Origin of the sequence: Actinokineospora sp. PR83 (genome assembly GCF_021056305.1) — a bacterium.
GTDB lineage: Bacteria > Actinomycetota > Actinomycetes > Mycobacteriales > Pseudonocardiaceae > Actinokineospora > Actinokineospora spheciospongiae.
On the sequence record NZ_JAJCXD010000024.1, the window covers coordinates 56,676 to 82,999 of the forward strand.

The following is a 26,324-nucleotide window of genomic DNA, read 5'->3' on the forward strand; positions in this document are numbered from 1 at the left end:
CCGTATGCCGTACCCCTTACGCTGGATGCCTGACTTCATCGGGGGTGGCCGCCAGTGGGTCGGACAGAGGGCTCCCTCCGAGACCTGTGGTCCCTGATCCGCCACGTGGGCTGGGCCCGCCCCACGCCGGGGATCCGCCGCCGGACCGTCGAGTACCTCGCGGTGTTCGAGCGGGTTGTGGTCCCCGTCGTCTCGGCCGCTGTCGACGATCCGGTTGTGCGGCAACGGTTCGTCGACGCGCTGCGCGGACCCGGGGTGAAGCTGACGTTCCTCGCCGCCGCGTACGCCGAGACCGCCGGGCTGCCGCTGGACGTCGAACCGACCGTGCTGACCGGCGCCATCACCCGCGTCTACGACGACCTGTTCGACCACTTCGGGGGACCGGACCTCGACGACCGGCTGGATTCCCTGTTCCGCACGGGGGACTTCACCGCCGCGAACGAGGTGGAGGCCGTGTTCGCGGGGCTGTACCGGGCGGTTCGCGAGCGCGTGGCCCCGGCGGCCCTGGAATCGCTGCTCGGCGAACTCGCCGCGTTGCAGGCGTACCAGGTCAGGTCGCGGGAGCAGACCGACCCCGCGGTCGGGCTCCCCTCGGTCCTGGACATCACACGGGGCAAGGGCGGTCACGGGATGGTCGTGCTCTTCGGCGTCGCGACGGGGCCGCTGCACTGGAGGGAATCGGCCCTCGTGCACGAACTCGGTTCCGTTCTCCAACTTCTCGACGACTATGAGGACATGGAACCGGACAGGGCGGCGGGCGTTCGGACCGCGGTCACGCTCGGTGGGATCTCGCTCGACGGCATCTGCGCCCGGTTCCGGGAGGTCGCCGACGGCTTCGGTGCCCGGTTCGGCAGGCGAAGACCGATGTTCACGATCATCTACGCCGCGCTGTGGATGTCTTACCTCCGAAGACGGTTTCCCCGATCCGGTGATCGCAGCCCCGTGCCCCACCACCCGCTGTCCACCCTGCTGCTGCACCCCGTACCACTGGCATCACCCGAACTCCGGTTGTCACCGCGTTCGGCCGGGGGCAAGGTGTGACTGTGACCAGAGGGGTGCCACCGGGGTGGAGCGCGCCGCCCCGCCCTGATCTCGCCATGCCACTGGTGCGGGCGCCGGTGGTGCTGTCCCACGTCTTCGCGGGGCCGCGCAGGCCGGACTTCGGGCGGTCCCACAGGCAGAACGTCGTGCTGGCGGTGGTCGCGGCGGCGGTGTTCGTGCTGAGCCGGTTGCTCTGGTCGACACCCGTGGCGCTGGTGGCGGCGGGCGTGGTCGTCTACGCCTTCGCCAGGTTCGTCTTCCTGCTGGTCCTGGAGCGGAACCAGGACCGGTTCGGGGAGCGGTGGTTGCGCGAGTGCAGCCGGGTCCTGCGGGACAGCGAGTTCCCCGTGGTCCGGCTCAGCGCCGACGACCGCTCCTACGACCTGACCGACACCGATCGCGCCGCGCGCCTGCTCCACCTGTCGGACGAGCGCCCGGCGGCACCGGTCGAGATCGACTTCACCCATCCCCCGTCGGCGCTGGAACGGGTCGGGTTCGCGCTCGGCGAGGTCCAGTTCCGCACCGTGGCGGGCGCGGAACCGCGCGTCCGCTTCCCCGAGGCGCGCTACCGCCTGGACGACTCGGCGTTGCGCACCTTCTGGCAGCTCGGTGGCTCCGCCGTCGTCACCCTGGACGCGCCAGCTCCTTCCGGAGCAACTCGTGCCGAAACTGGTAGGTCGGACCCACCAGGCGCAGGACGGTCCGCTGGTGGGCGTGGTGGAGGAAGCGCATGAGCCGCAGCGGCGTGCGCCGGGTGAGGGCCAGCCAGATCCGGGCCGTGTCGTAGCGCCCGCAGGCGCTGGTCGAGTAGGTCGCCAGGCCGATGCCCCCGGCGCCGAGGACCAGGCCCACCGCCGCACCGAGCGCCCCGACCAGGAGCGGGTCGGTGACCGGTACGACCAGGCCCAGGTCGGCGACCCCGACGACACCGCCCAGCACCGCACCGACGGCGGTGCCCAGGGCGGCACCCAACCCCGTCGCGGTGAGCACGGCCTTCCTGTCGTCGTGCAGCGAGGAGGTGGGGGTGATGATCCCGGCGGGGTCCGTGAGCTCGGTGAACCTGCGCACCAACCCGAACAGCACGCCGAACACCAGCCCGGTCACCGCGCCGGGGAGCCCACCGAACACGAGCCCGACGGCCACGGCGCCCGCGACCGCACCGACGACGGCGAAGACCAGGTCGCGCGCGACCTCCACGCCGCGCAGCCGCCTGAACGCGAAGCGACGAGGCGGCTCGGCGGGCACGCGGGCGAGCAGCGCCCCACTGGCGGCGCCGAGCGCAAAACCCACGACGAGACCGAGGACGGGTCGCCCGAACAGGCCCAGCAGCAGCAACCCGAGCACCGCGGACACCCCACCACCCACCAGGACACCACGGGCGACGACGACCCACCGCGGCACCTTCGAGACCAGCTCCCACCACGCGATTTCGCCGTACTCGCGGGCCAGGAACGTCAACCAGTCGACCTGCCGGTCCAGGTCCCAGCCCGGCGCCCGGGAGGAGGGCTCGTGGTCGGTGGGTGATCCGGGGCGTTCGTCCAGCGCCTTGCGCGGGAAGTCCCGCAGCAGCGCCGCCCGCATGGCGTCGGCGTCGGTCAACTCCAGCAGGTCGGCGGGCTTCGAGCCGCGCTCGCTGTAGACGTCCTGCGCCAAGGTCAGCATGAAGGGGGTTTCCAGCGCCGCCCCCAACGGGGAGGGGTCGTTCTCCCGCAGTTCCTCCAGCACCGGCTCCCACCGGTCCACCGCGACCTGCGGGATCCTGGACCGGAGGTGGTCGACCACCTCCTCGGGCCGGAACGGCAGCAGCACCACCACGTCCGAGTCCGGGATCGTCCCGGCCGCGTTGGCCGCGGCGAAGTACCCGCTCTGGCACGCCAGGACGAAGGGTCGGCCGCTGTCCAGGTCGCGCTCGATGGTCCGCAGCGCGGACGTGTCCGGTTCGGCGCCCATCTGGTCGAGGTTGTCGAGCAGCAGCAACAGCCGACCGCGGCGCAGCAGTTCGAGCACCGCGGTGGGTCCGTACCGCTTCTCGCTCGCCAGGAACGGGTACTCCCCGAGCACCGCTTCGAGCACCCACTCCTGGAAGTTCTGCCTGGGGTTCCAGTCCGAGACGGAGAGGATGACCGGAACCGACCTCGACGACTGCCGCCGCAACACCGCCAGGGCGAGCAGGATCAGCAGCCCCGTCTTGCCCGCGCCGCTCTTCCCGGTGACCACCATCCGATGGGGGTCGTCGACGTACGCGCTCACCACCTCGTCGCACGTCCGCTCGGTCTCCGACCCGCCGTACAACGGCCTGCACCGCACCGGCAACCGCTTGTCCTCGACCAAGGCCCGTGCGCGCAGCTCCTTGTCCCACTGCTGCCTGACCTTGTTCGCCAGTGCGGCGGCGGCGTCGTCGACCTGCGCGTCGGTACTGGTGGTCGCGCTCGGCTTCACCACCGTGGCCAGGTAGTTGGCCACGCCTCCCGCGCCCGCCACGGCCGCGAGCACCCACGTGATCGTCGTCGCGCCCTCGCGGAAGCCGACAACCAGGAAGCCCCCGACGATCAACAGCCACAACACCAGTTGTTTACGTCCCGACACGGACACAGTTAACCGAATTCCACCGACGATCACCCACCCAACTCCGCGGCAGGCGGATAACCGCCACTGCGGTCGGCGACCACTCGTCCCGGGGGACCCGCCGCCCCCGGTCGGGCAGCCCCACCCGACCGCCTCAGAGTTCTTCGACCCAGTAGGGCCGCACGTCCATGACCCCGGTGCCGCGCGCCCCGGTGACGGTCCCCGAGGTCTGGGTGGTGAGGGTGTACCAGGACTCGACGTAGTCCGGGTCGTCCACCCACCAGCTCGCGGGCATGGCGTTCAGGATCGCCGTCACCAGCGGGGTGTACGCGCCACCGTCCACAATGGTCAGCAGCGCGGTGGCGAGGGCGTTGGCCAGCGCGGAGTAGTCGGTGTCGCCGTCGTCCTCCATCATCACCACGTCGGCGGCGTTGTACCTGTAGCGGTTCCAGTGCACCAGGAGCTGGTTGGGGTGGTAGTCGCGGTCCTCGTCGTCGAGGTAGGGCATCTGCACCGGTTCGACGGTGGCCCTGCCGTCCGGGCCGAAGCCGCCCGCCAGGGTGAAGATCTCCGAGGACCCCTTCGGCCACGGTTCCTGGTTGTCGCCGACGCGGACGCGGGTGACCTGGGTGGCCCAGTAGCCGCCCGCCGCCTTCACCTGTCCACTCTGGACAGAACGGGTGCCGGTCGCGCGCCGCAGCACGTCCAGGCCGAGGCGGGTGGCGGTGGGCACGTCGATGTCGACCACGAACACCGGCCGGGTCGGGACCTGCACCGTCGACAGCACCACCGCCCGCCCACCGGGCTCGTAGGCGGTGAACTCCCTCGCCTCGTCGTCGTTCGGCGCCGCCGCGACCAGCGGTGCCACCCCCTGGTGCAGGGCGACCGCCATGCCCGCGTCGCCCAGGCGCACCCGCAGCAGGTCGGCCGACCCGGCGGGCAGCCCCTTGGCGGCCAGCACGTCGGCGTTGGCCGCGGCCAGGGTCGGGGCCAGTCGACCGCGCCGGTCCAGCACCCGCGGGTCGGCTGCCGCCGTGCCCAGCGCGGGCCGGGCGCCGGACTCGCCGAGTTCCACCGCCACCGCGCGCGCCACCCGATCGGTGATCCGCCCGACGCCGTCCGGTCGGGCGGGCGCCGCCTGCGCCGCTCCCGCTGCGACCACCCCGGAAGCGAGGACGGCCACCGCCACCACCATCGCGCCGTGCCTGAGTTTCCCCATCGCCGCCACCCGTCCTCCGTGAAGTTTCTCCCTTCACCCTGGATGGTCGGCGATAATCTGACAAGCGCACAAACGGCGTATCCGATCACGGCATTCCACCAGTTGGGCGGCGCCGGCGTGGAATCCAGCGGGAACCGACCGGATGTCGGTGCGGGCACCTAGGGTGCTCGGAGTCCGGATCGTGCCCGGGACGACGACGAGGGGGTGTGACCGTGCTCGCCGAGGACGTGACGACCGCGCCGCTGCTGGAGCACCGCAGCCTCGACCTGGAGGCCGCTGATCGCGTGGTGTACCGGATCGAGCAGGCGTTCCGCTACGAGTACGACACCCCGGTCGAGTCGGTCCGCCAGCGCCTGGTGTTCGTCCCGCCCGCCCGGCACGGCGACCAGCGCCGCCGACACCACCGGATCGAGGTCCGCGGGGCCTTCTCCCACCACTGGGTCGGCCCGGACACCGCGGGCAACACGATCGTGAAGGTCTTCGCCCCCCGGGTCGAACGGCGGGTGGAGTTCCACCTCACCGCGGTCCTCGACCGCGCCAGGTCCCACGGCCCGACCCGCCTGCCCGCCACCGCGCTGCACGACCCCCGGCTGCTGACCCCCACCGCGCTCACCGGGACCGACCCGCGCTTGGCCGAGGCGGCGGCGGACCTGCCCGGCACCGGCCTGGACCTCGCCGACGGCGCCTGCGCGTGGGTCCACGCCGCCCTGACCTACGAGTTCGGCACCACGTCGGTGACCACCACCGCCGCCCAGGCCCTGGCCGGTGGCCGCGGCGTCTGCCAGGACTCCGCCCACCTCATGCTCGCGCTGTGCCGGGCGCGGGGCCTGCCCGCCCGCTACGTCTCCGGCCACCTGCTCGGGCAGGGCGGCACCCACGCCTGGGTGGAGGTCGTCGTGCCGAACCTCGGGGGCGCCGAGGCCGTCGCGTTCGACCCGTGCAACGGTCGCCGCGCCGACGCCGCGTACGTCACCGTCGCCACCGGCCGCGACTACGCCGACGTGGCCCCCACCTCGGGTTCCTACGTCGGCGCCCCCGGCGGCAGGCTGACCTGCGACCGGGTGGTCGGCGTCGTCGCGCTCGGGTGACCGGGCGGGATCACAGCGGACGGGCGGCGACCCCGGCCCGCGCGGGCTCTAGCATCGCGGTTGTCGGATCGAAGATCTTGGAGGACAACGTGTCAACTGTGACCCTCAGGGGGAACCAGGTCTCCGTCGGTGGCGCCTTCCCGGAGGTCGGCGCGACGGCGGCCCCCTTCAGCCTGGTGGGCAAGGGCCTCGCCGACGTCGACCTGAGCGCGTTCGACGGCAAGCGGAAGGTGCTCAACATCTTCCCCAGCGTCGACACCCCGACCTGCGCGACCTCGGTGCGCACGTTCAACGAGCGCGCGGCCGAGGCGGAGAACACCGTGGTGCTGTGCGTGTCGGCCGACCTGCCGTTCGCCCAGGCCCGCTTCTGCGCGGCGGAGGGCCTGGACAACGTGACCACGCTGTCCACCCTGCGCGGCGCCGAGTTCCTGACCGACTACGGCGTGGCGCTGCAGGACGGCCCGATGGCAGGTCTCGCCGCCCGCGCGGTGGTCGTGCTGGACGAGTCCAATGTGGTCGTGCACTCCCAGCTCGTCGGTGAGATCGCCGACGAGCCCGACTACGACTCGGCGCTCGCCGCCCTGAAGTGACACCCGGTCAACGAGAGCACCCCACCCGGTTCCGACCGGGTGGGGTGCTCTCGTCCGGTCCCGGGGCCGACGGGGTGCGCAGGAGGGCGACGGCGGTCGCGCTGATCAGCAGGCCGAGCACGGTCGTCGGCCCGATGGGCTGGCCGAACATCGGGGCCGCCCACAGCGCCGTGGCGGCGGGGGTCAGGTAGAGCAGGGTGCTGGCGCGGTCGGCGCCGTCGCGGGTGGTGGTGAGGTAGTAGAGGCCGTAGCTGCCGACACCCGCCACGACCGCCCACACCACGGCGGTCCAGAATCCCGTGGACGACGGAGGTGCCAGTTCGCCCGCGACGGCGCTGTAGGCGGTGAAGAACCCGGCGGTGACAACGGCTTGCACGGCCAGGGTCTGCATGAGCGGGGGAGCGGTTCTGGACCACCGTTGTTGCAGCAGGGTTCCGGCGGCCAGCGACAGCATCGCCGACAGCGGCAGGAGCAGTGCCGGGATGCCGACCCCGGCGTGCAGGTCTCCGGTCGTGGTCACCGCGACCCCGGTGGTTCCCAGGGCCAGTCCCACCAGGTGGCTCTTCCGCACCCGCCTGCGGGTCGGCAGGACGGTCGCGACGAGGACCAGGGCGGGTTGCAGTGAGGCGATGAGCGCGGAGGTGCCCGCGGGGACCCCCGCGGCGGCGGCCGAGACGACGCCCCCGAGGTAGAGGCACTGGCACAGCAGCGCCAGCACGGCTTGGCGTGCCCACTCCCGCCGGTCCAGGCGGGTGATGGCGCGCGGCAGCCAGGGGAGCAGGACGGCGGCGGTGGCCAGGCACCGCCAGGTCAGCACGGTGTCCGGTCCGGCGTGCCGGGTGCCGAGTTCGGCGCCGATGAAACCCGAACTCCACACCACGACCAAGGCGGCGCCGCGCAGCCGGGCGCCGGTGGGGTGGTTGGCGAGGCGAGTGTGGAGGGGCATCGACTCAGGTAACCATACCGGTCAGTATACTCGCAGTGCACCGACCGAGGAGGCGCACCGTGCTGGAGGCGATCACCACGCTGGACGGGACGACCCCCGCCCCGCTGCGCGCCGTGCTGCAACCGCTGCCGAGGTTGACCGAGGCGGGCACGCGGCTGCTGGAGGCGGCCAGTGACCTGTTCTACGACCACGGGGTGCGGGCCGTCGGCGTCGACCTGATCGCGGAGACGGCGGGCACCACCAAGAAGACCCTCTACGACCGGTTCGGCTCGAAGGACGCCCTGGTCGCGCTGTACCTGCTGCGGCGGGCCCACCTCTGGCGCGACTACCTGCTGACCCGGCTCGCCGGAACCGGCCCCGGCGCCCGCTGGGAGGACATCGCCCGCGGTGAGGACCAGGTCCTGGGGGTCTTCGAGGCGTTGGAGGCGTGGATGGGGACCCAGCGGCGCGGCTGCGCCTTCGTCAACGCCCACGCCGAGATCGGGGGCGGCGACCACCCCGCCGTGCCCGTCATCCGCGCGGAGAAGGCCTGGATGCGCGCCCTGTTCGACGCCCTCGCCGGTGACACCGACCTGGGCGCCCACCTGCACCTGCTCTACGAGGGGACCCTGGTCGTCCTCACCGCGGGCGCCGAGCCCCGGGCGGCAGCCGAGGCACGCCGGTCGGCCCGGGCCGCGATGGCCACCGCGCGCCGCGGTGGGTGAGGTGCCCGGCTGTCAGTCGCGGAGTGCGTTGTAGTGCTCGGCCAGGAAACCGGTCGCCCGGTAGTCGCCACGGCGGGTGAAGGCGGCGGCGTCGGTGGCGGCGGGGTGGTCGACGGTGGCCTGCTCGGTCACGGTCGTGTCGGCCGTTTTGTGGTCCGACCAGGCGACGAGCACGCCGCTGGTCAGGCCGGTGACCGAGGTGGCGGTGAGCGCGGCGCCGGTGGTGCGGTCGCGCAGGAGGGCGGCGTAGTCGGACTGGTCGAGGCGGCAGCCGCGCGGGGGTGTCACCTGCGGCCAGTCCGGTGCTGTGAGCCCGCGCGAGCGGGCGGCCTGCCACAGCCGGGGCACGTCCTCGTCGGTGTGCGGGGGTGGTGCCATCTGCTCGCACATCCACAGCAGCCGCCCGGCGCCGCGCGTCGGGCCGAGCCTGCGCCAGCGGACCCGCCGGGCCAGGTCGGCGGCGACCACGGCGACCCACGGGTGCACGGTGCGGGTGAAGCCCTGCGCCGCGAGCCAGGCCAGGTGGCGCGGGGCCTGGTCGAGGACCGGGAACAGGGTGCTCGCGGGCAGGCCCACGATCGTCCGCCCCGGCCTGGTGAACAGCTCGGGGGAGTGCGCGACCAGCAGCAGCGCCGCCCGGGCCAGGTCGCCGGGGGAGTGGGCGACCGACGACCCCAGGCCGGACACCGCCGTGCTGGGGCGGATGCGGTCGCGGTGGCCGCCCGCCTTGAGGACGGTGGCCACGACCGGGCGCTGCGGTTCGGCGACCGGGGCGTGGGCGAGGTCGGGGACCAGCAGGGACACCAGGTGGATCAGCAGGTCCTCGGCGGTGTCCGGGTCGGTCGGGACCTCGACCCTGGCCAGCGCCGCCCGCAGTTGCGCCCCGACCCGGGTGCCGACCATCAGCCGCGCCGTGAGCAGGCCCAGTTCCGTCACGGTCACCTTGGGACCGTCGAGCGCCAGGTAACCGTTGCGCACCAGGAAGTCGACGGCCTCGGTGACCGGTTCGCTGTCCTCGTCGCCCTGGTGGTGGCTCAGGGTGCGCAGCCACCACTGCTCGGCCTCGGGCAGCGTGGTGATGCGGCCCTGCACGACCTCGGCGAGCACGTGGTCGGGCAGGCTGTCGTGGATCTGCGAGTGCACGGTGTAGCCGTCGACCAGGGCGGCCTGCCAGTTGGCCCGCTCCAGCTCCGAGGTCACCAGGTAGGCCCAGCCCTCGCGCTCGCCCGCGCCGACCCGGCCCGCCCGGCCGAACATCTGGAGCACCGTGGCCACGTCGACGTCGTCGAGGCCGACCCGGGTGTCGCGCACGACGACCGCCCGCGCGGGCAGGTTCACCCCGGCGGCGACCGTGGTGGTGGCGACCAGCACGTCCCAGTCGCGGTCGCGGAAGCGCTGCTCGGCCTCGCGCTTGTGGTCCCAGTCCTTGTAGTGCAGCCCGACCCCGACCGACGCGCACGCCTTGTGCAGCCGGTCGGTGTCGTCGATGTGCACGCCGGAGGTGTCCGCCCCGCGCGAACCCGCGATGGCCAGGGCCGTGGTGCGGACGTTGGGCTTGGTGCCGCAGAACACCAGCACGCTGCCGCCGTCCCCGGTGACCCGCCGGGTCAGGTCGACCGCCGTGCGCATCCGCAGCAGGCCGTCGGTGGTGCGGTCGGAGGTGGCCGGGATCTGCGGGAGCTGCCAGGTGAGCCGGGTCGGCCGCCAGGTGGTCGACACCAGCGACCCCTGCAACCAGGAGGCGATCTCGGCGGCGTTGGACACCGTCGCCGACAGCCCGACGATCCGCACCGGCGAGTCCGCGCCGCGCACCCTGGCCAGCAGCGCCTCCAGCAGCGGGCCGCGCTCGGGTGCGCCGAGCAGGTGGATCTCGTCGACGACCAGGCAGCCCACCTCGGCCAGCGCGGTCTGCAACGAGTTGGCCCGGCAGATGGCCTCGAACTTCTCCGTGGTCGCCACCCACAGGTCCGCCGCGCGCACCCGCTCGATGTCGGTCAGGTACTCCCCGGACAGCCGCTCCACCCGCAGCCCCTTGCCGCGCCAGGTGGCCAGCTCGCGGTCCAGCTCGTCGGTCAGCGACCGCTGCGGCACCAGCCAGGCGGCCTTGCGCCGCTCGCCCAGGATCGCCCGCAGCGCGGCCAGCATCCCGACCACGGTCTTGCCCGCCCCGGTCGGCGCGGTGATGACCAGGTGTTCCGACGAGCCGAGGACGGCGGGGGCGGCGTGCGCCTGCGCCGGGTTCAGCGTCGGGAACGGCAGGTACTCCAGCCACCCCGCGGGCACCAGGTCGGCGGCCGGGACGTGCTCGACCTCCGGCACGTCGACCGGGCCGTGGGCGTCCCAGACGGCCTCGAACGCGTCGCGGGCGTCGTGGGCGCGCTCGTCGGCGGTCGGGCCGCCCCAGTCGCGGCGGGCGCGGGCGGTCAGGGCGGTGGTGACGGTGAGGGCGTCCACGCCGATCGTGGTGATGACCTCGTCCTCGATCCAGTGCCGCACCGAGCGGTGCGCGACCCCCGCGTCGGTGAGCCGGGCGCGCAGGGCGTCGAACGCCTCGCCGGTGGGCAGCAGGACCCGCGCGTCGGTGCCCCCGGGCAGGTCGGGCAGCCGCAGGTCCGGGTCGGTGGTCTTGCACCAGTGCAGCAGCCGCCGCTCGGCGGCGCGGACGAGGGGAACGGCGCGGGTGGGTCCCTGCCCACCGCGCCGCGACGGCGGGGGCGGCTGGACGATCGCGGAGACGGTGGTCACCGGGGTCGCCCCGCGCTGTCCGTCACCCTGGTCCGCCGCACGGCGCTACCCTACGTGATCAGCAGGAGTGCGGAGGGAGGCCGGCGTGTCCAGCGCGCCCGAGGGCAGCGACGAGGTCGTGGAAGGCGTGGTCGACCGGGTCATCCACGTCGGGCCCGACGGGCACACCGTCGCCGTGCTCAGCACGGGGGAGTCCGGCGAGCCGGTGAAGGTCGCGGGCACCGTGCTGGCGGGCCTGCGCCCCGGCGAGACGCTTCGGGTGACCGGCCGCCGACCGTCCACCGCCCGGCACGCCGACACCCTGCGCGTGCTGACCTGCGAGCGGGTGCTGCCCGCGACCGTGCACGCCATCCGCGCCTACCTGGGCTCCGGCATGATCAAGGGCATCGGCCCGACCATCGCCCAGGCCATCGTGGACCGCTTCGGCGCCGAGACGCTGACCGTCATCGACACCACCCCGGAACTGCTGCTCGGGGTGTCACTGATCGGCCGCAAGCGGCTGGCGACGATCGTCGAGGGCTGGGCGGAGCAGCGCGAGATCCGCGAGGTGATGGTCTTCCTGCAAGGGGTCGGTGTCACCCCCGGGCTGGCCGTGCGCATCCACCGGCACCTGGGCGCCGAGGCCAGGCAGATCGTCGAGCAGCACCCGTACCAGCTCATCGAGCGGGTGCACGGCATCGGCTTCCGCATCGCCGACAAGATCGCCGTCGCGGTGGGCATCCCGGAGCGCAGCGGCGCCCGGATGCGCGCGGCCCTGCTGCACGTCCTCGACGAGGCCAGGGGCAAGGGCGGGCACTGCTACCTGCCGCGCGAGGAACTGCTGGCGGCGGCGGTGGCCCTGGTCCGGCAGGACCCGGAACTGGTCCGCGACGGGCTGGACGAGCTGCGGGACATGGGCTCGGTCGTCGTGGAGCGCACACCCGCGCTGTTCGAGGACGAATTGGTGTTCCCGGCGTGGCTGCACCGCAGGGAGAGCACGCTCGCCGAGAACGTGCGGCGGCTGCTGGCGGCGCCGTCGCAGCTCCCGCGCCGGGCCGGGGCGGTCGCCGAGGAGGACCCGCCGCTGGGGCAGCGGCAGGCCGAGGCCGTCGAGATGGCGCTCACCGAGACGCTGTCGATCCTGACCGGCGGCCCCGGCAGCGGCAAGAGCCACACCGTGGCCGCGCTGGTGCGCCGGGCCAAGGCCGCCGGTGCCACCGTCGCCCTCGCCGCCCCGACCGGGCGCGCGGCCAAGCGGCTGTCGGAGCTGACCGGCCTGCGCGCCACCACCGTCCACCGCCTGGTGCACCACCGGGACAACCCGGTCGACGACGGCGGTCTGTTCGACCCCAACGACGGGCTGTCGTCGGACCTGGTCGTGGTGGACGAGGCGTCCATGCTCGACGTCCTCATCGCCGAACGCCTGCTGCGCGCCATCCCCGAGGGCAGCCACCTGCTGCTGGTCGGCGACGTCGACCAACTCCCCAGCGTCGGCCCGGGCGCGGTCCTGCACGACCTGCTGGGCGTCGCCGACATCCCCTCCACCCGCCTGGACACGATCTACCGGCAGGACGCCGACAGCGGGATCGTCAGCAACGCCAACCGGGTCGTGCACGGCAGGCCCCCGGTCAACGGCCCCCAGTTCTGGTTCCACGACCTCGACGCGGACAAGACCGCCGACGTGGCCGAATTGGTGGTCGACATCGCCACCCGCCGCCTCCCGGCCAAGCAGGGCTGCACCCCCGCCGAAGTCCAGATCCTCTGCCCCGGCAAGGCCAGGGCCACCGGCGCCACCTCCCTGAGCCGCCTCGCGCAGGACCACCGCAACCCCGCCCGCGACACCACCCCGGAACACTGGGCCGACGACCGCCCCTTCCGCGTGGGCGACAAGGTCATGCCCACCCGAAACGACCCCACCAAGGGCGACTACGGGGTCTTCAACGGCGCCACCGCCACCATCACCGCCATCAACAAAGACGACCAACAGGTCGAAATCGCCCTCGACGACGGCCAAACCGCCACCTACGACTTCGACGAACTCGAAACCCTGGCCCACGCCTACGCCATCACGGTGCACCGGTCCCAGGGCAGCGAGTACCCGTACGTCGTCATCCCCCTCACCAACGACACCCCGCACCTGCTGCTGCAACGGAACCTGCTCTACACGGCCATCACCCGTGCCAGGAAGCTCGTGGTGATCGTCGGCCACCGTGGCGCCCTCTTCCGCGCCCTCGACAACCGCCCCCGCCGCCGCAACACCCTGCTCACCCACCGCCTCTCCGCCATCGGCCCCTCCCAGGCCCCGCCCACCCGCACGGCCGACGGCCAGCAGTTCGCCTTCTGAACCGTCAGGCGGGTTCTCCGGTGCCGCGACTCGCGTGGTGGGCGTCGACGGCCTCCTGCACGAGGTAGCACAGGATGTCCACCCGCTGCTTGTAGTCGGTGGTGTCCGCCCGGTTTGCGGTGGCCCACGGCTGCCAGAGCCCTCCCGGCTGCGTGAACCGCGCGGCGCGGTGGGTGCCCAGGCGCTCGTCGATGTGCTGGAGGGCGCCGAACGCCCAGTCCTGGTCGTACCGCAGGTTCGTCTCGCGGAGGTAGTTGTCCAGGTAGGCGGTGAGGATGTCGGCGTCGTCGGCGGTGCCGAGCCTGGCGAGCGCGAAGCAGTAACCGTGCCCGGCGTAGACGAACTTGCTCTCCAGCAGTCGGGCGCCCACGGGGGCGCGGAACCGCTCGCGGCGGTCCACCCCGATCAACCAGCCCGCGACGAGCCTGCACCGCCAGTCGGCGTCGAGCAGGACCTCGAGTTCGCGGTCGGTGATCTGCTCCGCCGCCTCGGCCAGCGACCGCAGGAAAGCCATGCCGCCCGGTGCGCCCAGCCCGACTGGGTTCCCCTGCATGAGCGTCATGTAGCGCTGGCCGTCCTCGCCGTCGACGTTCACGTAGCGGTTGATGACGTCCTGCGGTTCGGGGTCGCCTGTCCCGGGGGAACTCATGACCGGAGTCTCCCAGAGGCGCGGACGTGCTCGCCCGGCGGTGAGGGCAGGCCGTGATCATCGTCGAAAGTGAGAACCGAAGCCGTGGGATCACTGGTTGGAAAAAACCAGGCGAGGTGCGCGCTCGGCTCTGAATTGCTCCACCCGGCGCATGGCGACGTCCCATTGAAACCTGTATGGAATCCCTCCGGCATTCGTTGAAGTCACTCTTTTTGTCCATTGTAGACTTTTGTTTGACATGGTCTGAATGGCCGATGTGAACGCGCGGATCGCGGCGCTATCCTCCTGGGGCGCCAATTCGGATGGGGTTCGTCGAATGTGGCGGCATTCATTTTCGCGATCAATTCCTGCATTTGGCAGAATTGGAGGAGAACCGGGTGGTGGTGATCGGGGCGGGCGTGCGGGGACACCGGGACTTCCGGCTGTTCTGGCTCGGTGGCGCGGCCACCCTGCTCGGTTCGCACGCCTCGGCGCTGGTGCTGCCGGTGCTGGTGCTCCTGCTCGGCGGCTCACCGGTGACCGCGGGGGTCCTGGGCACCGCGGTCGGGTTGTCCGAGGTGCTCCTCTCCCCGGCGGCGGGCGTCTACGCGGACCGGGTGCCGCGCCGACCGATGATGGTGGTCTCCGCCTTGGTCGCCACCTGCGCGGCGGGCGCGATCGCCCTGGTGGTGCTCACGGGCCGGGCCTCGCTGCCGGTGCTGTTCACCGCCGCGGTCGTGGAGGGCGCGGCCACCGCCTGCTACGCGGCCGCCGCGTCGGGCGCGATCCGGGCGGTCCTCCCGCCGAACGACCCGGAAGGCGCGCTCGGTGCCCTCCAGGCCAGGGAGAAGGCCGCCAAGCTCGCCGGACCGGGTGTCGGCGGCGGCCTGTACCAACTCGCCCCGTGGGCACCTTTCCTCATGCACGCGGCCTGCTACGCCGTCGCCGCCCTGTGCGCCCGTGCCCTCGGCTCGGACCTGCGGCCCGCGCGGGCGGAGACCACCAGGCCCGCCTTCGCCAGGGACTTCGCCGACGGTGTGCGGTTCCTGTGGGCCGTGCCGTTCCTGCGGTTCATGACCGTGTGGGCCGCGGGCGTCAACCTGGTGCTGGGTGCGCTGTACTTCCACGTCATCCTCGTCGCGCGCCTGCACGGCGCTTCCGCGGCCACCATCGGCCTGCTGCTCACCGCCGCGGGCGTGGCGGGCCTGTGCGGGGCGCTGTTCGCGCCCACCCTGCTGCGCCGCTTCCCGCCGATCAGGCTGGTCTTGGTCGTCTCGTGGTTGATGGCCCTCGTGGCGTTCACGTTCACGGCGACCCCACCACCGGCGGTGATGGGGGTCCTCCTGGCCGCGGTATCGGCGCTCACGCCCGCGTTGAGCATCGCGTTCCAGAGCAAGGCGATCGCCAGCACCCCGGACGGGATGCAGGGCCGGGTCGGGACCGCCCTGCGCACCCTGGGGGAGGGGACGGGCGCGGTGGCCCCGCTGGCGGCGGGCGCGCTCGTCGCCGCACTGGCACCGGGGCTCGTCGCGGCTGCGCTCGGGGTGGGCCTGACCGCGATCGCCCTCTACACCACCACGATCCTGCCGTTGCTGACCGCGGCACCCGACCAGGACCGCGTTCCCGAGCAGGCGGGGGAGTGAACGCCGTGCAGATCGACGTCCGGGTGTTCTTCCCGGAACCACCCGCCTTCGCCGAGTTCGCGCCGACCCGCGCGGTGTACGTCGGCGACGTGGACGGCCGCTGCGAGGTGTTCGCCTGGACCACCGCGGGTGCCCGGCAGGTCACCGACCGGCCGCAGGGCACCGTCACCTGCGCCATCGACCCGACCGGCGCCTGGGTGTGGTGGTTCGACGACGACCTCACCGGGGTGGGCCGCTGGCGGATCACCCCGTTCGGCGGCGGTGCCGCGGTCGACGCCGGGCTGCCGCCCGGTCGCGCGGCCGGGCTCGCCATGTCCGCGGACGGCACCGCCGCCGTCGGTGTCGGCCACGACGGCCTCTCGGTCCACCTGAGGCGCCCGGACGGCCGGGTCGACCTCATCGGCGAGTTCGACGGTTACGCCACGCTCGTCGACCTGTCCCACTCCGGCCGCCTGGCCGTGCTCGCCCGCGACCCCGAGGACCCGGTCCCCGCGGTGGTGCTGGACGTGGCCACCGGCGAACACCTGCCCCTGCGCCTGCCGGACCGCAGCCTGTGGGTGTCCGGGTTCGCGCCCGTGCCCGGCGGTGAACGGCTGCTGCTGACCACCGCGAGCGACACCGAGTACCGCCTGGCCGAGTGGACCCCGGGCGGCGGGATCCGCGAGCTGCCCTGGTTCGCCTCCGACACCGAGATCGCCCCGTCCTGGTACCCCGACGGCCGCCGGGTCCTGGTGCGCCGGGACCGGCACGCCCGCTCCGAACTGCGCGAACTCGACCTGGACCGGCGGACCGACACGCTGCTGCCGACGCAGCGGGGGACCATCCTGGCCGCCCAGGTGCAGCCCGACGGCGACCTGCACCACGTCTGGACCGACACCGCCCACCCGCCGCACCTGCGCACCGCGTCCGGGCGGCGACCGCTCGGCGGCCCCCGGACCGCGGCCGTGGCGGGCACCCCGGGCGAGGTGTGGGTGGACACCCCGGCCGGACCCGTGCACACGCTGCTCACCGTGCCGGGCTCACCCGCGCCGCACCCCACCGTGTTCCTGCTGCACGGCGGCCCGCACGCGGCGGCCCACGACGCCTACGACGCCCTGGTCTCGGTCTTCGCGGGCATCGGCTGCGCGGTGGCCAGGCCGAACTACCGCGGCTCCACCGGCTACGGCGCGGCCTGGCGCAACGACTTCTCCGACGGCCCGGGGAACACGCAGCTCCTCGACCTCGCCGCCGTGCGCGAGCACCTGGTCCGGACCGGGGTCACCGACGAGCACCGGACGGCGGTGGTGGGCACGTCCTGGGGCGGCTACCTCGCCCTGCTCGCCGCGGGCGTGCAGCCGGAACTCTGGCAGTCGGTCGCGGCCGTGAACCCGATCGCCGACTACGCCGCCGCGTACCGCGGCGCCACCCCCGCGGTGCGCGCCCTCGACCGCCGCATCTTCGGCGGGGACCCGGACCAGCGCCCCGCCGCCTACGCCGCGGCGTCCCCGATGACCCACGTCGCCGCCGTGCGCGCGCCGGTGCTCGTCCTGGCCGCCACCGACGACAACCGCTGCCCGCCGGACCAGGTGGCCGCCTACGTCGCGGCGCTGTCGGCGCGCGGTGTCGAGCACGAACTCCAGTGGACCCGGTCCGGCCACGAGGGCCACACCGGCGCGGTCCACCACCAGGTCATCAGCTCCGTGGTGCGCTTCGTGGCCACGGCGCTGGGAGGGCGGGAGCTGCCCGCCCCGACGAAGGCGGGCAGGCACCCCGCCGAGACCCCGGGAGGGAGGTGAACGCATGCGCAAGCGCGTCATCAAGAACGACCCGATCAGCGGCAACCGCGACCAGAGCCGCAGTGTCGAGGTGACCGTGTCCGTCAGCGTGGGTTTCTGACGACACCGCACCCCGATGGCAGTGGGGAGGCGGGCGCCCGCCTCCCCACCACGGCAGACCCGAGAACCACACCCGAGCACGACGAAAGCGGGCCGCAGTGCGAATCGTTCTGATCAACATGCCGTGGGCGCTGATCGACGTGCCCTCGCTGGCGCTCGGCATCCTGAGCACGGCGGTGCGCCGCGCGGTGCCCGACGCCGAGGTCGAGGTCGTGCAGGCCAACCTGGACTACGTGGACTGGATCGCCGAGCGCAGGTCCTTCACCGTCCGCGACTACTACTTCTACTCCCTCGACACCTACTTCCAGGGCGTCGGCGACTGGGTCTTCACCTCGGCGCTCTACGACGACCCGCACTGGCGCGTCGACGAGCTGGCCGAGCTGGTGCCGATGCCGGACGAGCAGCGCGCGATGGCCCTTGAGCTGCACGAGAACGCGGCCGAGTTCGTCGAGGAGACCGCCAGGCGCATCGCCGAGCGCAACCCGGACCTCGTGGGGTTCACCTCCACCTTCCAGCAGAACGTGCCCGCCCTGGCGGTGGCCAGGGCGCTCAAGCGCATCGCCCCGCACGTCCGCGTGGCGATGGGCGGGGCGAACTGCGACGGCGTGCAGGGCGAGGCGATCCACCGCAACTTCCCGTTCGTCGACCACGTGCTGCGCGGCGAGGGCGAGGTCGCCTTCCCCGCCCTGGTGCGGGCCCTGCGCGACGGCGGCGGCCTGGGCGCGGTGCCCGGCCTGTGCTGGCGGGACGGGGACGGGGCCGCGGTGGTCAACCCGATGGCGGCCACCCCGCTGGCGCCCGCGCAGATCGTGGCGCCGAACTACGACGGCTACTTCGAGCGCCTCGACGAGTCGGTGGTGCGCGACTGGGTGGACCCGAAGCTGGTCGTGGAGGGCGCCCGCGGCTGCTGGTGGGGGGAGAAGCACCACTGCACCTTCTGCGGGCTCAACGGGTCGTTCATGCAGTTCCGCAGCAAGAGCCCGGAGGTCTTCTGGGACGAGATCGTGCACCTGGTGCGCGAGCACCAGGTGCTGGACATGTTCGTCGTGGACAACATCCTGGACATGGGCTACGTGCGCACCCTGCTGCCCGCGATCATCGAGTCCGGCTACGACCTGCGGATGCAGTACGAGATCAAGTCCAACATGAACCGCGGCCAGCTCGCCACGCTCGCCGCGGCCGGGCTGGTCAACGTGCAGCCGGGGATCGAGAACCTCAACAGCCGGGTCCTCAAGATCATGGACAAGGGCGTGACCGGCTGCCACAACGCGCGGATGCTGCGCGACGCGGCGTCGGAGGGCCTGTCCATCGCCTGGAACTACCTCTACGGGTTCCCCGGCGAGGCGGAGGACGACTACGAGTCGGTGATCGAGCAGATGCCCGCCCTGCACCACCTGCCCCCGGTGGAGGGCGTCGCCCGGATCGTCATCGAGCGGTTCAGCCCGTACTTCAACCGCCCGGAACTCGGGTTCGCCGAGCTCGCCCCCGGCACCCAGTACGCGATGAACTACGACCTGCCGCGCACCGAGCTGATGGACCTGGCCTACCTGTTCACCTCCGCCATGCTCGGCGTCGGTGAGCGCACCGGGGACCGGCTGCGCGCCGCCGCCCGCCGCTGGCAGGCCGAGTTCCCCACCAGCAGGCTCACCCACACCGACCTCGGCGACCGCATCCTGCTCGTCAGCCGCCGCACGGGCTTCGACTGGACGAGCCTGCGGCTGGACGACCCGTGGGAGGTCGCCCTGTTCCGCCTGCTCGACCAACCGCACGCCCCCGCCGCGCTGTCCCGCAAGCTCGCCGCGGCCGGGCTCGCCGCGGACCCGGGTCGGGTCGCGGACACCCTGGCGCGGTGGCTGCGGCTCGGCGTGCTGTTCACCGAGTGCGACACCTACGTCCACGTGGCACCGATCTCCCGCAACCAGGACCTGATGAAGCTCCCCCGACCCGACACCGACCCGGAGCACGCCCAGCCCGACCTGGAGGAGGTGCCCGCGTGAGCGCCCCCACCCTCGACCTCCACCCCGCCCCGATCCCCCTGCTGCTCTGGCGCGACCACGACAACGCCGTCCTGGGTCTGCCGGACATGGCGATGGGCGAACAGCCCGCCTCCGGCGACCCGCAGACCGCGGCTGCAGACCTGTACGCCCGAGGAGTCCGCAAGGTCTCCGTGGGCAGCCCGCTGGACCTCACCGGCGGGATGGACGCCAGGACCCTGGTGTGGCTGATGGTCTTCCTGCGCGAGCTGACCGGTTGGAGCGTCGCCTACGACTGGACCGTGCTGTGGGGCAAGCACCGGGACGTGTGGCTGCGCTTGAACCACCTCCACCCGCCGCGCGCCATGCCGGACCACCCCGAGGCCGAGGAGGTCCTCAGGCGGTGGCGCGAGACCCACTACCTGTGCAAGTGCATCCACCGGCACGGCCCGGGCTTCCTGGAGGTCCGGGACCGCAGGGCGGGCGACCTGTCCCGCTTCGTCATCGACGATCCGCGCTACCTCACCGCCGTGGAGACCCTGATCCCCGGTGCCCCGTCCGACTCGGTGCCGCCGGACGTCCTCGCCCACCTCATCGAGGAGGGCCTGGTCGGCACCGCGGACGACCTCGCCTGGTGGCTGCCCTACCGGGTCCGCCGCTGGCCCTGGCCGTCGATGATCGTCTGACCCGCCGCCGGCCCGACCGCGGTCGGGCGGGCGCGACCGGAGGCGTCCGGGTGGTCCGGTGGTGCGTCAGCAGGTCTCGCGGAGGTGGCCGGGCTCGTCCGCGGGCAGCACGTCGCGGTCGCGGCGGACGATGCTCAGCGCATCCCCCCAGCGGGAGCACGCGGCGGTCAGGCCGCTGTCGGTGTACTCGATGACGATCACCCGGTCGTCGAACGCGGCGGTGTACTCGTCGCAGTCGCCCTGCTCGCCGCACTCCTCGGCCACGGCGAAGTCCAGGCCGTTGCGTTCGCGGTCGGGGGCGAGTTCAGAGGTGTTCTTCTGACCGATGGCCAGTCCCGTGTCGTGGGCGTGCGCGGAGAGCAGGCGGATGAAGTCCTGGGCGTCGGCGGCCGAGAGCAGTCCGCGTGATCGGGTGAAGCTGTCGAAGTTGTCCGGCTCGACCGCCTGGAAGCCCTTGGCGGCGCACTCGTCGATCCAGGCGTTCACCTTCGCCGCGACCCGGTCGCGCTTGTCCGGTGTGCGCAGGTCGAGCAGGGCCTCGCCCCAGTCCTCGTCCACGACCGCGGACCCGGTGGCATCGCGCAGCACCAGGTCACCCCACTCGGCCTCGGCGCCGGGCTGGGCCTGGAACGCGTTGACGTAGCAGATGTTGTACAGGCCCGGTTCGGGCGGGGCGGCGTGGTCGCGGATGACGATCTCCACACCGGGAGCGGGCGGGTAGCCCTGCGCCAACTGGTAGTCGACCCCGCCTCCGGCCGGTGGCGGGGCGACCGGCCGCGACTGGGGGGTGCTCGTCCCCGCAGGGGGACTCGACGACTGCGGCGGGGCGCACGCGGTGAGCGCCACCGCGGCGCAGACCAGGAGTGCGGTGCGGACCTGCATGGTGGACTCCAGACAGCTATGGACCTCGGCGCTCACCGGGCACGCCGCTGCCGGGCAGCCCTTGGCGAGCCCGACTCCACGAGTCCGGTGGCGGCGTCGGGATCTGTGGTCCGGTCTCCGGCGCGGTCGTGCGGGTGGGGCCCCGGCGGGCAGAGCGGGTGCCCCGACGACAGGAGGAGCCCATGGTCGACGACGTCCGTCCGCCCGGGGACGCGCACACCCGAAATCGCAGGCACGACGAGTACCCGGCCGAGTAGGGTCGGTCGGTGTGGAGTCCACCCGTGTCGACCGCTGGCTGTGGGCGGTCCGGCTGACCAAGACCCGACCGGACGCCGCCGCGGCCTGCCGCGGCGGTCACGTGCGCGTCAACGACCGCCCGGCCAAGCCCGCGACGGTGGTCGTGCCCGGTGACGAGATCCGCGCCCACCTCAACGGCCGGACCAGGGTGATCGAGGTGGTGCGGGTGATCCAGAAGCGGGTCGGCCCGCCGGACGCGGCGACCTGCTTCCTCGACCACACCCCCGCTCCGCCCCCGGACGCCGTCGTGCCGGTGGCCCGCCGCGATCGCGGCGCGGGCAGGCCGACCAAGCGTGAGCGCCGCATCCTCGACCAGTTCCGCGCGGGCGGCTACTGAGCCTCCGGCTTGCCGGTGCCCGAGGGCACCGCCCCGCCTGCGCGCTCGGCCTCGCCGTGGCCCTCGGCCGCGTCCGAGGGCGCTGCCCCGGGCGCCTGCCCCGCGGTGCCCGTGGGCGTGGCCTCGCCGCCGACCTCGGGCGTGCTCGCGGGTTCCGCCGTGCCGGGCTCACCCGCTCCGGGCTTGGTGAAGCGCAGCTTCCACGGCATCGCCGCCGATTCCAGTTGCACGGCGAAGCTCATCTTCGACTGGCCCTCGGTGCGCTCCTCGAACCGGATCGGGACCTCCGCGATGCGCATCCCCAGCCGCACCACGCGGTGGTTCATCTCCACTTGGAACGCGTACCCGTTGCTGCGCACCGAGGCGATGTCGATGGCGCGCAGGGCGTCCGCGCGCCACGCCTTGAACCCGGCGGTCGCGTCCTTCACCCCGAGCCGCAGGATGGTGTCCACGTAGAAGTTCGCCCACGCCGAGAGCGCCTTGCGGTGCCACGCCCACTCGCCCGCGACGGACCCGCCGTCGACGTAGCGGGAGCCGAGCACCACGGCGGCGTCGGTGGTGGCGAGGGTTTCCAGCATCACCGGCACGGCCTCGACCGGGTGCGACAGGTCGGCGTCCATCTGCACGACGACGTCCGCGCCCTCGGCCAGCGCCCTGCTCATCCCGGCGACGTAGGCGCGGCCCAGGCCGTCCTTCTCGGTGCGGTGCAGGACTCCCACCGTCCCCGGTGCCGCCGCGGCGAGCCCGTCGGCGACCTCGCCGGTGCCGTCGGGGGAGTTGTCGTCCACCACGACGATCCCGAGGTTCGGCACCCCCAGCCCGGTCAGCAGTTCGACCACCTTCGGCAGGTTCTCCCGCTCGTTGTAGGTGGGGATGACAACCGTGACCTTCGGAGTGCTCTCTGCCATGAGTGTTCGCCCTCGCGCCCTTCTCCCCGCTGTGGTGGCCCGCGCAGACCACTCCGGACACGGTATCGGATCGCTCCGAGCGCGGTCACCGACCCGGAACCGGCGCGTCGCGGCGCGGTCGTCGACTGTCCTCAAGCGACTGTCGGGGCGGGACTCGGCCGGGTCAGCCGCAGGGGACGTCGAGCCAGGTCTTCTCGCCCGCGCCGGTCCGGACGGTGTCGAGCTGGGCGAGGAGGGTGTCGAGGGTGCCCGGCTCGTCCACGAACCGCAGCACCGCCCGGTAGAACGCGGTGCGCATGGTGGCGGGCATCAGGTCCGCGCCGTCGAAGCAGAGCGCGTCGTCCGAGGTCAGGATGCCGGTCACCTCGGCGCGGGTGCCGGTGCGCCCGGCCGAGCCGGGCAGGGTGCGGCTGGCGGAGTAGGCGCCGTCCTGCGCCCAGAGCCCCTGGGCGGTGTCGGAGGCGAGGAACTCCACCAGCCGCCGGGCCTGCGGGCTGTCGCGGAAGATCGCCGCCAGGTCGGCCGACACCACCGAGGCGGGGGCGACGTCCGCCAGCGGGGGGAACCTGGTGAAGGCGTAGGAGTGGCCGTTGAGGTACTCGACGTAGGCGCCGGTGATGAAGGACGCCTGGTGGTCGAGCGAGCAGCTCGGCGGGGTGCTGAACAACCCCCGGCCCGCGTCGTCGTAGTCGGTGAGCAGGGCGGTGCCGGGTCCGCCGCTGACCGCCCCGCCGATCAGCTCGCCCCAGGTCTCCCAGGCGGCGCGCACCCGGGGGTCGGTCCAGGCGAGCGTGCCCGCCGTCCACGCCCGGTAGACCTCGGGGCCCGCCTGGTGCAGCAGGATGTCCTCGACCCAGTCCGTGCCGGGCCAGCCGGAGGCAGGCACGCCCGCCAGGCCCAGGCACCAGGCCTCCGGTCTCGACCGGCCGAACGCGCGCAGCTCGGCCGCCGTCCTCGGCGGCTTCGCCAACCGGCTCGGGTCGTACCAGAGCGCGCTCTTGAGGTCGACCTTCACCGCCACCCCGAACCGGTCCGGGGTGCCCACCTGCTCCAGTTGCGACCACTGCTCGCCCACCGCCACCACCCGGGCGGGGAACACGGCGTCCAGCGGGGTCAGCGCGCCCGCCCGCGCGTACCCGGCCAGGTCGCCGGGGCTGGGCAGGATCGCCACGTCCGGCGGGGTGCCCTTGCGCACGTCGGACTGCAACACCTGGGTGATGGCGCGGGTGCCCACGAACTCCGTGCGGATCCCGGTGTCCCGGGTGAAGGCCGCGAGCACCTTCTCGACCGTCGCCCGCTCCGGGCCGCTCGCCCACGCCGCCATCACCACCAGCGCCTTCTGGGCGCGCACCGCCGAGCACCCCGACACCACCAGGAGCACAACGGTCAGCCCTGCCGCGAATCGCCTCACCTGGCACCCCCCCGGGGGCGGAAGCGGTATTCCAGCAGGTACCTCGACAGCGCCACGGCGCCGAGCCCGAGCAGCAGCGCGAACGCGCCGCCCGCGGCCCACGCGAGCCGCCCGGTGTCGGCGGCCCGGTCGAAGTGCTCCGCCGCCGCCCTCCCGTCCGCGGTGATCGCGGCCTCCGACGTCGGGTCGGCCGGGGCGACGGGCTCGGCGGTCAGGTCGGCCACCGCCACCGCGCACCGCGGGCAGTCGGCCGGGAGCAGCGACTTGAGCGTCCGCGCGCCCTCGGCGACGTGGGTCCGGGTCCGCTGCTCCCAGGCCACGACCGTGCCGCGCAGCGTGCCGGTGCCCTCGGTCAGCGCCGTGCCCGCCGCGGTGGCCCACCCGGCGCCCAGGACGGCGAACGCCAACGCCACCGCGGTCGCCGCCAGCAGCCAGGGGTTCAGCGTCCGCCGGAACCGGGTGCCCAGCCAGACCTGGGTGCCGACGAGCGCCAGCAGCAGCGGGACCGTGCCCAGCCACCACCACAGCCCCACCCGGACCCCGGCCGAGTCGTCGAGCCGCTGCTCGGCCAGCACCCCGTCCAGTTCATCGAGCACCTGGCCGCTCAGGCGGGCGGCGTAGACCAGGTCCGCGACGACGACCCGGGTCGGTCCCCCGGCCACCCGGTGGTTCGCGTCGGCCTGCTCGACCGCCCCGATGTAGGCGATCAGCAGGCCCTCGGCCACCTGGAGCCGGTCACCGGTGGCGGTGGCGCTCGCGACCCTGGTCAGGCTCTGGCTGACCGCCGCGATCCGGTCCTGGTACCGCTCACCCGGCCCCACCAGCCCGGCCTGCCCGGAGGCGAACGCGGTCAGCGCCTCCCGGTGCGCCTCGGCCAGCGCCGACCGGGCCGCGGCCAGGTCCTGCACGGCGGGGCCGGTCCGGTCGCGCACGGTCTCGGTCGTGCTGCTCAGCCGGTCGTAGAGCCACCAGGCGGCGCCGCAGGCGGTCGTGGCGGTCAGCACCAGGGACACCAGCAGCGCCCACAGCGCCCGCCTCGTCGTGCTCACGCCCGCTCCGCCGCTCGGGTGCCGCAGCCCGCGCAGAACAGGTCGACCGGGGCCAGCGGGTCGGCGCACTCGTGGCAGGCGCGCGGGGGACCGGTGGCCGCGGGCGGTTCCGACCGCTCCGGGCGCACCCGCGGCGCCCGGACGCTGTGGTTCGACCTGACCCCCAGCCGCAGCACGTCCGCCGCCGCGATGTCCGGCCGCAGGCGCACCTCGCCGTCGACGACCTCGACCAGCCGCTCCAGCAGCCGCACCGCCCCGGTGTTCCCCAGCCCGGTCGCCAGGGCCAGCGCCTGGCCCCACTCGCGCCGGGCCGCCTCGTGGTCGCCGCGGTCGTGGGCGTCGTAGCCCGCGATCATCGCCGCGCTCAGGTCCGCCTGCCCGGTGTAGTGGCTGACCCCGGGGTCGACGTGGCTCGACCGCTGCACGTCGTCGGTCCAGCACATCAGCACCGGGCGCGCGGTCGCCCCCGGCGCCCCGGGCACCAGGTCCAGCGACGCGGCCAGCAACTGCTCCTCGACGTCGTAGCCGGTCGGGTCCAGGTCGAGCCGCAGGTGGTACTCGCGCGACTCCGCGCCCCAGGCCCCGGTCGGGTACTCCACGCCCCACCCGTCCGCCGCGGGCACGCCGACGAGGTCCGCGGTCGCGGGGTGCACCTGGCGCAGCAGGCCCACGGTGGCGAACCCGGCGGTGCGCACCCGCAGCCGCAGGTCGGGCACGGTGCGGCCGAGGGCGGTGCGCAGGGTGGCGGCGAAGTCCCCGGTCAGGTCCGCCGCGGCGCGCACCGAGTCCGCCGTGCCGTGCGTCGCCTCCGCGATGGCCCGCACGTCCTCGGGGTCCCAGTCGGTGCCGATGCCGCGCGCGTCGCAGACGAACCGGCCGCGCACCTCGGCCAGGGTGCGGGCCAGCTCGCCCGCCCGCTCGGTCTGGTTCTTCCCGTCAGTGAGCAGGATCGCGTGCCGCACCGCGTCCGGCCTGCCCGCCAGCAGCTCGTCCGCCGCGCGCAGCCAGGTGCTCATGGCCGTGCCGCCGGACGCGGTGAGGTGCCGCACCGCCGACTTGGCCGCGGCCCGGGTGTCGGGGTCCGCGCGCACCAGCTCCGGTGCGCCGGGGAAGACCACGTCCGCCCGGTGGGTGCCCGCGACCACGGCGAACCAGCTCCCGTCCGGCAGGGCGTCGATCCCCGCCGCGGTGGCCGCCCTGGCCGCGGCGATCCGGGTGGGGTCGGTCGGCCGGTCGCCGTCGCGGTCGCACATCGACCCGGAGCAGTCGATGGCGAACACCACCGCCGACTCCACCGACCCCGCCGCCGCGCCGACCGACCCGCCGCCGGTGATCCGCAGGACGGCGTGCAGCTCGGTCGCCCCGCGCGCCAGGTGCGGCCAGTGGTGCACGGCCAGCTCGAACCCCTCGGCCAT

At 73.6% G+C, this 26,324-nt stretch carries 21 protein-coding genes; 11 read left to right on the forward strand and 10 right to left on the reverse strand.

Annotated elements, in window-relative coordinates; genetic code table 11:
* The first annotated feature begins 54 nt into the window (after nucleotides 1-54).
* A complete protein-coding gene (locus L6E12_RS07765; RefSeq protein WP_236227198.1) occupies nucleotides 55-1,041 on the forward strand; it encodes a class 1 isoprenoid biosynthesis enzyme in 987 nt (328 codons plus the stop codon).
* 56 nt (nucleotides 1,042-1,097) lie between these two features.
* Nucleotides 1,098-1,775, forward strand: a complete 678-nt coding sequence (locus L6E12_RS07770) for a hypothetical protein (RefSeq protein WP_236227199.1) — start codon at nucleotides 1,098-1,100, stop codon at nucleotides 1,773-1,775.
* Here L6E12_RS07770 and L6E12_RS07775 read toward each other — a convergent pair.
* Both L6E12_RS07775 and L6E12_RS07780 read right to left on the reverse strand, forming a co-directional pair.
* Nucleotides 1,666-3,627 carry an NACHT domain-containing protein gene (locus tag L6E12_RS07775; protein ID WP_236227200.1) on the reverse strand — a complete coding sequence of 654 codons (1,962 nt, stop codon included), beginning with the start codon at nucleotides 3,625-3,627 and terminating at the stop codon, nucleotides 1,666-1,668. The two genes, L6E12_RS07770 and L6E12_RS07775, sit on opposite strands and share 110 nt — an antisense overlap.
* 133 nt (nucleotides 3,628-3,760) lie before the next feature.
* Nucleotides 3,761-4,825, reverse strand: coding sequence for a DUF3103 family protein (locus L6E12_RS07780; protein WP_236227201.1), 1,065 nt, complete (start codon nucleotides 4,823-4,825; stop codon nucleotides 3,761-3,763).
* 206 nt (nucleotides 4,826-5,031) lie between these two features.
* On the opposite strand from L6E12_RS07780, the gene L6E12_RS07785 reads away from it, so the two are divergent.
* Both L6E12_RS07785 and tpx read left to right on the forward strand, forming a co-directional pair.
* Nucleotides 5,032-5,913 carry a transglutaminase family protein gene (locus L6E12_RS07785; protein WP_236227202.1) on the forward strand — a complete coding sequence of 294 codons (882 nt, stop codon included), beginning with the start codon at nucleotides 5,032-5,034 and terminating at the stop codon, nucleotides 5,911-5,913.
* 98 nt (nucleotides 5,914-6,011) lie between these two features.
* A complete protein-coding gene (tpx, locus tag L6E12_RS07790) occupies nucleotides 6,012-6,503 on the forward strand; it encodes a thiol peroxidase (protein WP_236227203.1) in 492 nt (163 codons plus the stop codon).
* Nucleotides 6,504-6,510: 7 nt separating this feature from the next.
* Here the strand turns inward: tpx and L6E12_RS07795 are convergent, their stop codons facing one another.
* Nucleotides 6,511-7,449, reverse strand: a complete 939-nt coding sequence (locus tag L6E12_RS07795) for a DMT family transporter (RefSeq protein WP_236227204.1) — start codon at nucleotides 7,447-7,449, stop codon at nucleotides 6,511-6,513.
* Nucleotides 7,450-7,484: 35 nt separating this feature from the next.
* On the opposite strand from L6E12_RS07795, the gene L6E12_RS07800 reads away from it, so the two are divergent.
* Nucleotides 7,485-8,153, forward strand: coding sequence for a TetR/AcrR family transcriptional regulator (locus L6E12_RS07800; RefSeq protein WP_236227205.1), 669 nt, complete (start codon nucleotides 7,485-7,487; stop codon nucleotides 8,151-8,153).
* A gap of 12 nt (nucleotides 8,154-8,165) precedes the next feature.
* Here L6E12_RS07800 and L6E12_RS07805 read toward each other — a convergent pair whose 3' ends face one another.
* Entirely contained in the window at nucleotides 8,166-10,898 is a 2,733-nt protein-coding gene (locus L6E12_RS07805) for a DEAD/DEAH box helicase (protein ID WP_236227206.1), read from the reverse strand.
* Between the two features lie 85 nt (nucleotides 10,899-10,983).
* Here L6E12_RS07805 and L6E12_RS07810 point away from each other — a divergent pair, with 85 nt between their 5' ends.
* The gene (locus L6E12_RS07810; protein WP_236227207.1) at nucleotides 10,984-13,221 is read left to right on the forward strand and encodes an ATP-dependent RecD-like DNA helicase; all 2,238 of its coding nucleotides are present in this window, start codon (nucleotides 10,984-10,986) and stop codon (nucleotides 13,219-13,221) included.
* Between the two features lie 4 nt (nucleotides 13,222-13,225).
* On the opposite strand, the gene L6E12_RS07815 is transcribed toward L6E12_RS07810, so the two are convergent.
* Nucleotides 13,226-13,870, reverse strand: a complete 645-nt coding sequence (locus L6E12_RS07815; RefSeq protein ID WP_236227208.1) for a DUF6000 family protein — start codon at nucleotides 13,868-13,870, stop codon at nucleotides 13,226-13,228.
* Between the two features lie 377 nt (nucleotides 13,871-14,247).
* Here L6E12_RS07815 and L6E12_RS07820 point away from each other — a divergent pair, with 377 nt between their 5' ends.
* From L6E12_RS07820 to L6E12_RS07835, 4 genes are all read left to right on the forward strand, one after another.
* A complete protein-coding gene (locus L6E12_RS07820) occupies nucleotides 14,248-15,492 on the forward strand; it encodes an MFS transporter (protein WP_236227209.1) in 1,245 nt (414 codons plus the stop codon).
* Nucleotides 15,493-15,497: 5 nt separating this feature from the next.
* Nucleotides 15,498-17,267: an alpha/beta fold hydrolase gene (locus tag L6E12_RS07825; protein WP_236227210.1), complete on the forward strand. Its 1,770-nt coding sequence runs from the start codon at nucleotides 15,498-15,500 to the stop codon at nucleotides 17,265-17,267.
* Nucleotides 17,268-17,464: 197 nt separating this feature from the next.
* Complete coding sequence (locus L6E12_RS07830; RefSeq protein ID WP_236227211.1) at nucleotides 17,465-19,363, forward strand: RiPP maturation radical SAM C-methyltransferase; 1,899 nt, start codon at nucleotides 17,465-17,467, stop codon at nucleotides 19,361-19,363.
* Entirely contained in the window at nucleotides 19,360-20,025 is a 666-nt protein-coding gene (locus tag L6E12_RS07835; protein WP_236227212.1) for a DUF5825 family protein, read from the forward strand. Before L6E12_RS07830 ends, L6E12_RS07835 begins: the two co-directional genes overlap by 4 nt.
* Before the next feature lie 66 nt (nucleotides 20,026-20,091).
* Here the strand turns inward: L6E12_RS07835 and L6E12_RS07840 are convergent, their stop codons facing one another.
* Nucleotides 20,092-20,943, reverse strand: a complete 852-nt coding sequence (locus tag L6E12_RS07840) for an endo alpha-1,4 polygalactosaminidase (RefSeq protein WP_236227213.1) — start codon at nucleotides 20,941-20,943, stop codon at nucleotides 20,092-20,094.
* A gap of 232 nt (nucleotides 20,944-21,175) precedes the next feature.
* Between L6E12_RS07840 and L6E12_RS07845 the strand changes: the two genes are divergently transcribed.
* Nucleotides 21,176-21,541 (forward strand): RNA-binding S4 domain-containing protein, encoded by a 366-nt coding sequence (locus tag L6E12_RS07845; RefSeq protein WP_236227214.1) that lies wholly within the window; start codon nucleotides 21,176-21,178, stop codon nucleotides 21,539-21,541.
* On the opposite strand, the gene L6E12_RS07850 is transcribed toward L6E12_RS07845, so the two are convergent.
* The 4 genes from L6E12_RS07850 to L6E12_RS07865 all read right to left on the reverse strand — a co-directional run bounded on the left by L6E12_RS07850 (nucleotide 21,535) and on the right by L6E12_RS07865 (nucleotide 26,324).
* Complete coding sequence (locus tag L6E12_RS07850) at nucleotides 21,535-22,449, reverse strand: polyprenol monophosphomannose synthase (RefSeq protein ID WP_236227215.1); 915 nt, start codon at nucleotides 22,447-22,449, stop codon at nucleotides 21,535-21,537. The two genes, L6E12_RS07845 and L6E12_RS07850, sit on opposite strands and share 7 nt — an antisense overlap.
* A gap of 163 nt (nucleotides 22,450-22,612) precedes the next feature.
* A complete protein-coding gene (locus tag L6E12_RS07855) occupies nucleotides 22,613-23,860 on the reverse strand; it encodes an ABC transporter substrate-binding protein (protein ID WP_236227216.1) in 1,248 nt (415 codons plus the stop codon).
* On the reverse strand, nucleotides 23,857-24,909 hold the full coding sequence (locus L6E12_RS07860) for a hypothetical protein (RefSeq protein ID WP_236227217.1): 1,053 nt from the start codon (nucleotides 24,907-24,909) through the stop codon (nucleotides 23,857-23,859). The genes L6E12_RS07855 and L6E12_RS07860 overlap by 4 nt, the downstream gene beginning before the upstream one ends.
* Nucleotides 24,906-26,324, reverse strand: coding sequence for a VWA domain-containing protein (locus tag L6E12_RS07865; protein ID WP_236227218.1), 1,419 nt, complete (start codon nucleotides 26,322-26,324; stop codon nucleotides 24,906-24,908). The genes L6E12_RS07860 and L6E12_RS07865 overlap by 4 nt, the downstream gene beginning before the upstream one ends.

What these genes read in the sequence shown, in the direction of transcription:
- L6E12_RS07865 (WP_236227218.1), bottom strand. Translation starts at nt 26,324, where the DNA reads ATGGCCGAGGGGTTCGAGCTGGCCGTGCACCACTGGCCGCACCTGGCG.
- L6E12_RS07780 (WP_236227201.1), bottom strand. Translation starts at nt 4,825, where the DNA reads ATGGGGAAACTCAGGCACGGCGCGATGGTGGTGGCGGTGGCCGTCCTC.
- L6E12_RS07815 (WP_236227208.1), bottom strand. Translation starts at nt 13,870, where the DNA reads ATGAGTTCCCCCGGGACAGGCGACCCCGAACCGCAGGACGTCATCAAC.
- L6E12_RS07850 (WP_236227215.1), bottom strand. Translation starts at nt 22,449, where the DNA reads ATGGCAGAGAGCACTCCGAAGGTCACGGTTGTCATCCCCACCTACAAC.
- L6E12_RS07770 (WP_236227199.1), top strand. Translation starts at nt 1,098, where the DNA reads ATGCCACTGGTGCGGGCGCCGGTGGTGCTGTCCCACGTCTTCGCGGGG.
- L6E12_RS07795 (WP_236227204.1), bottom strand. Translation starts at nt 7,449, where the DNA reads ATGCCCCTCCACACTCGCCTCGCCAACCACCCCACCGGCGCCCGGCTG.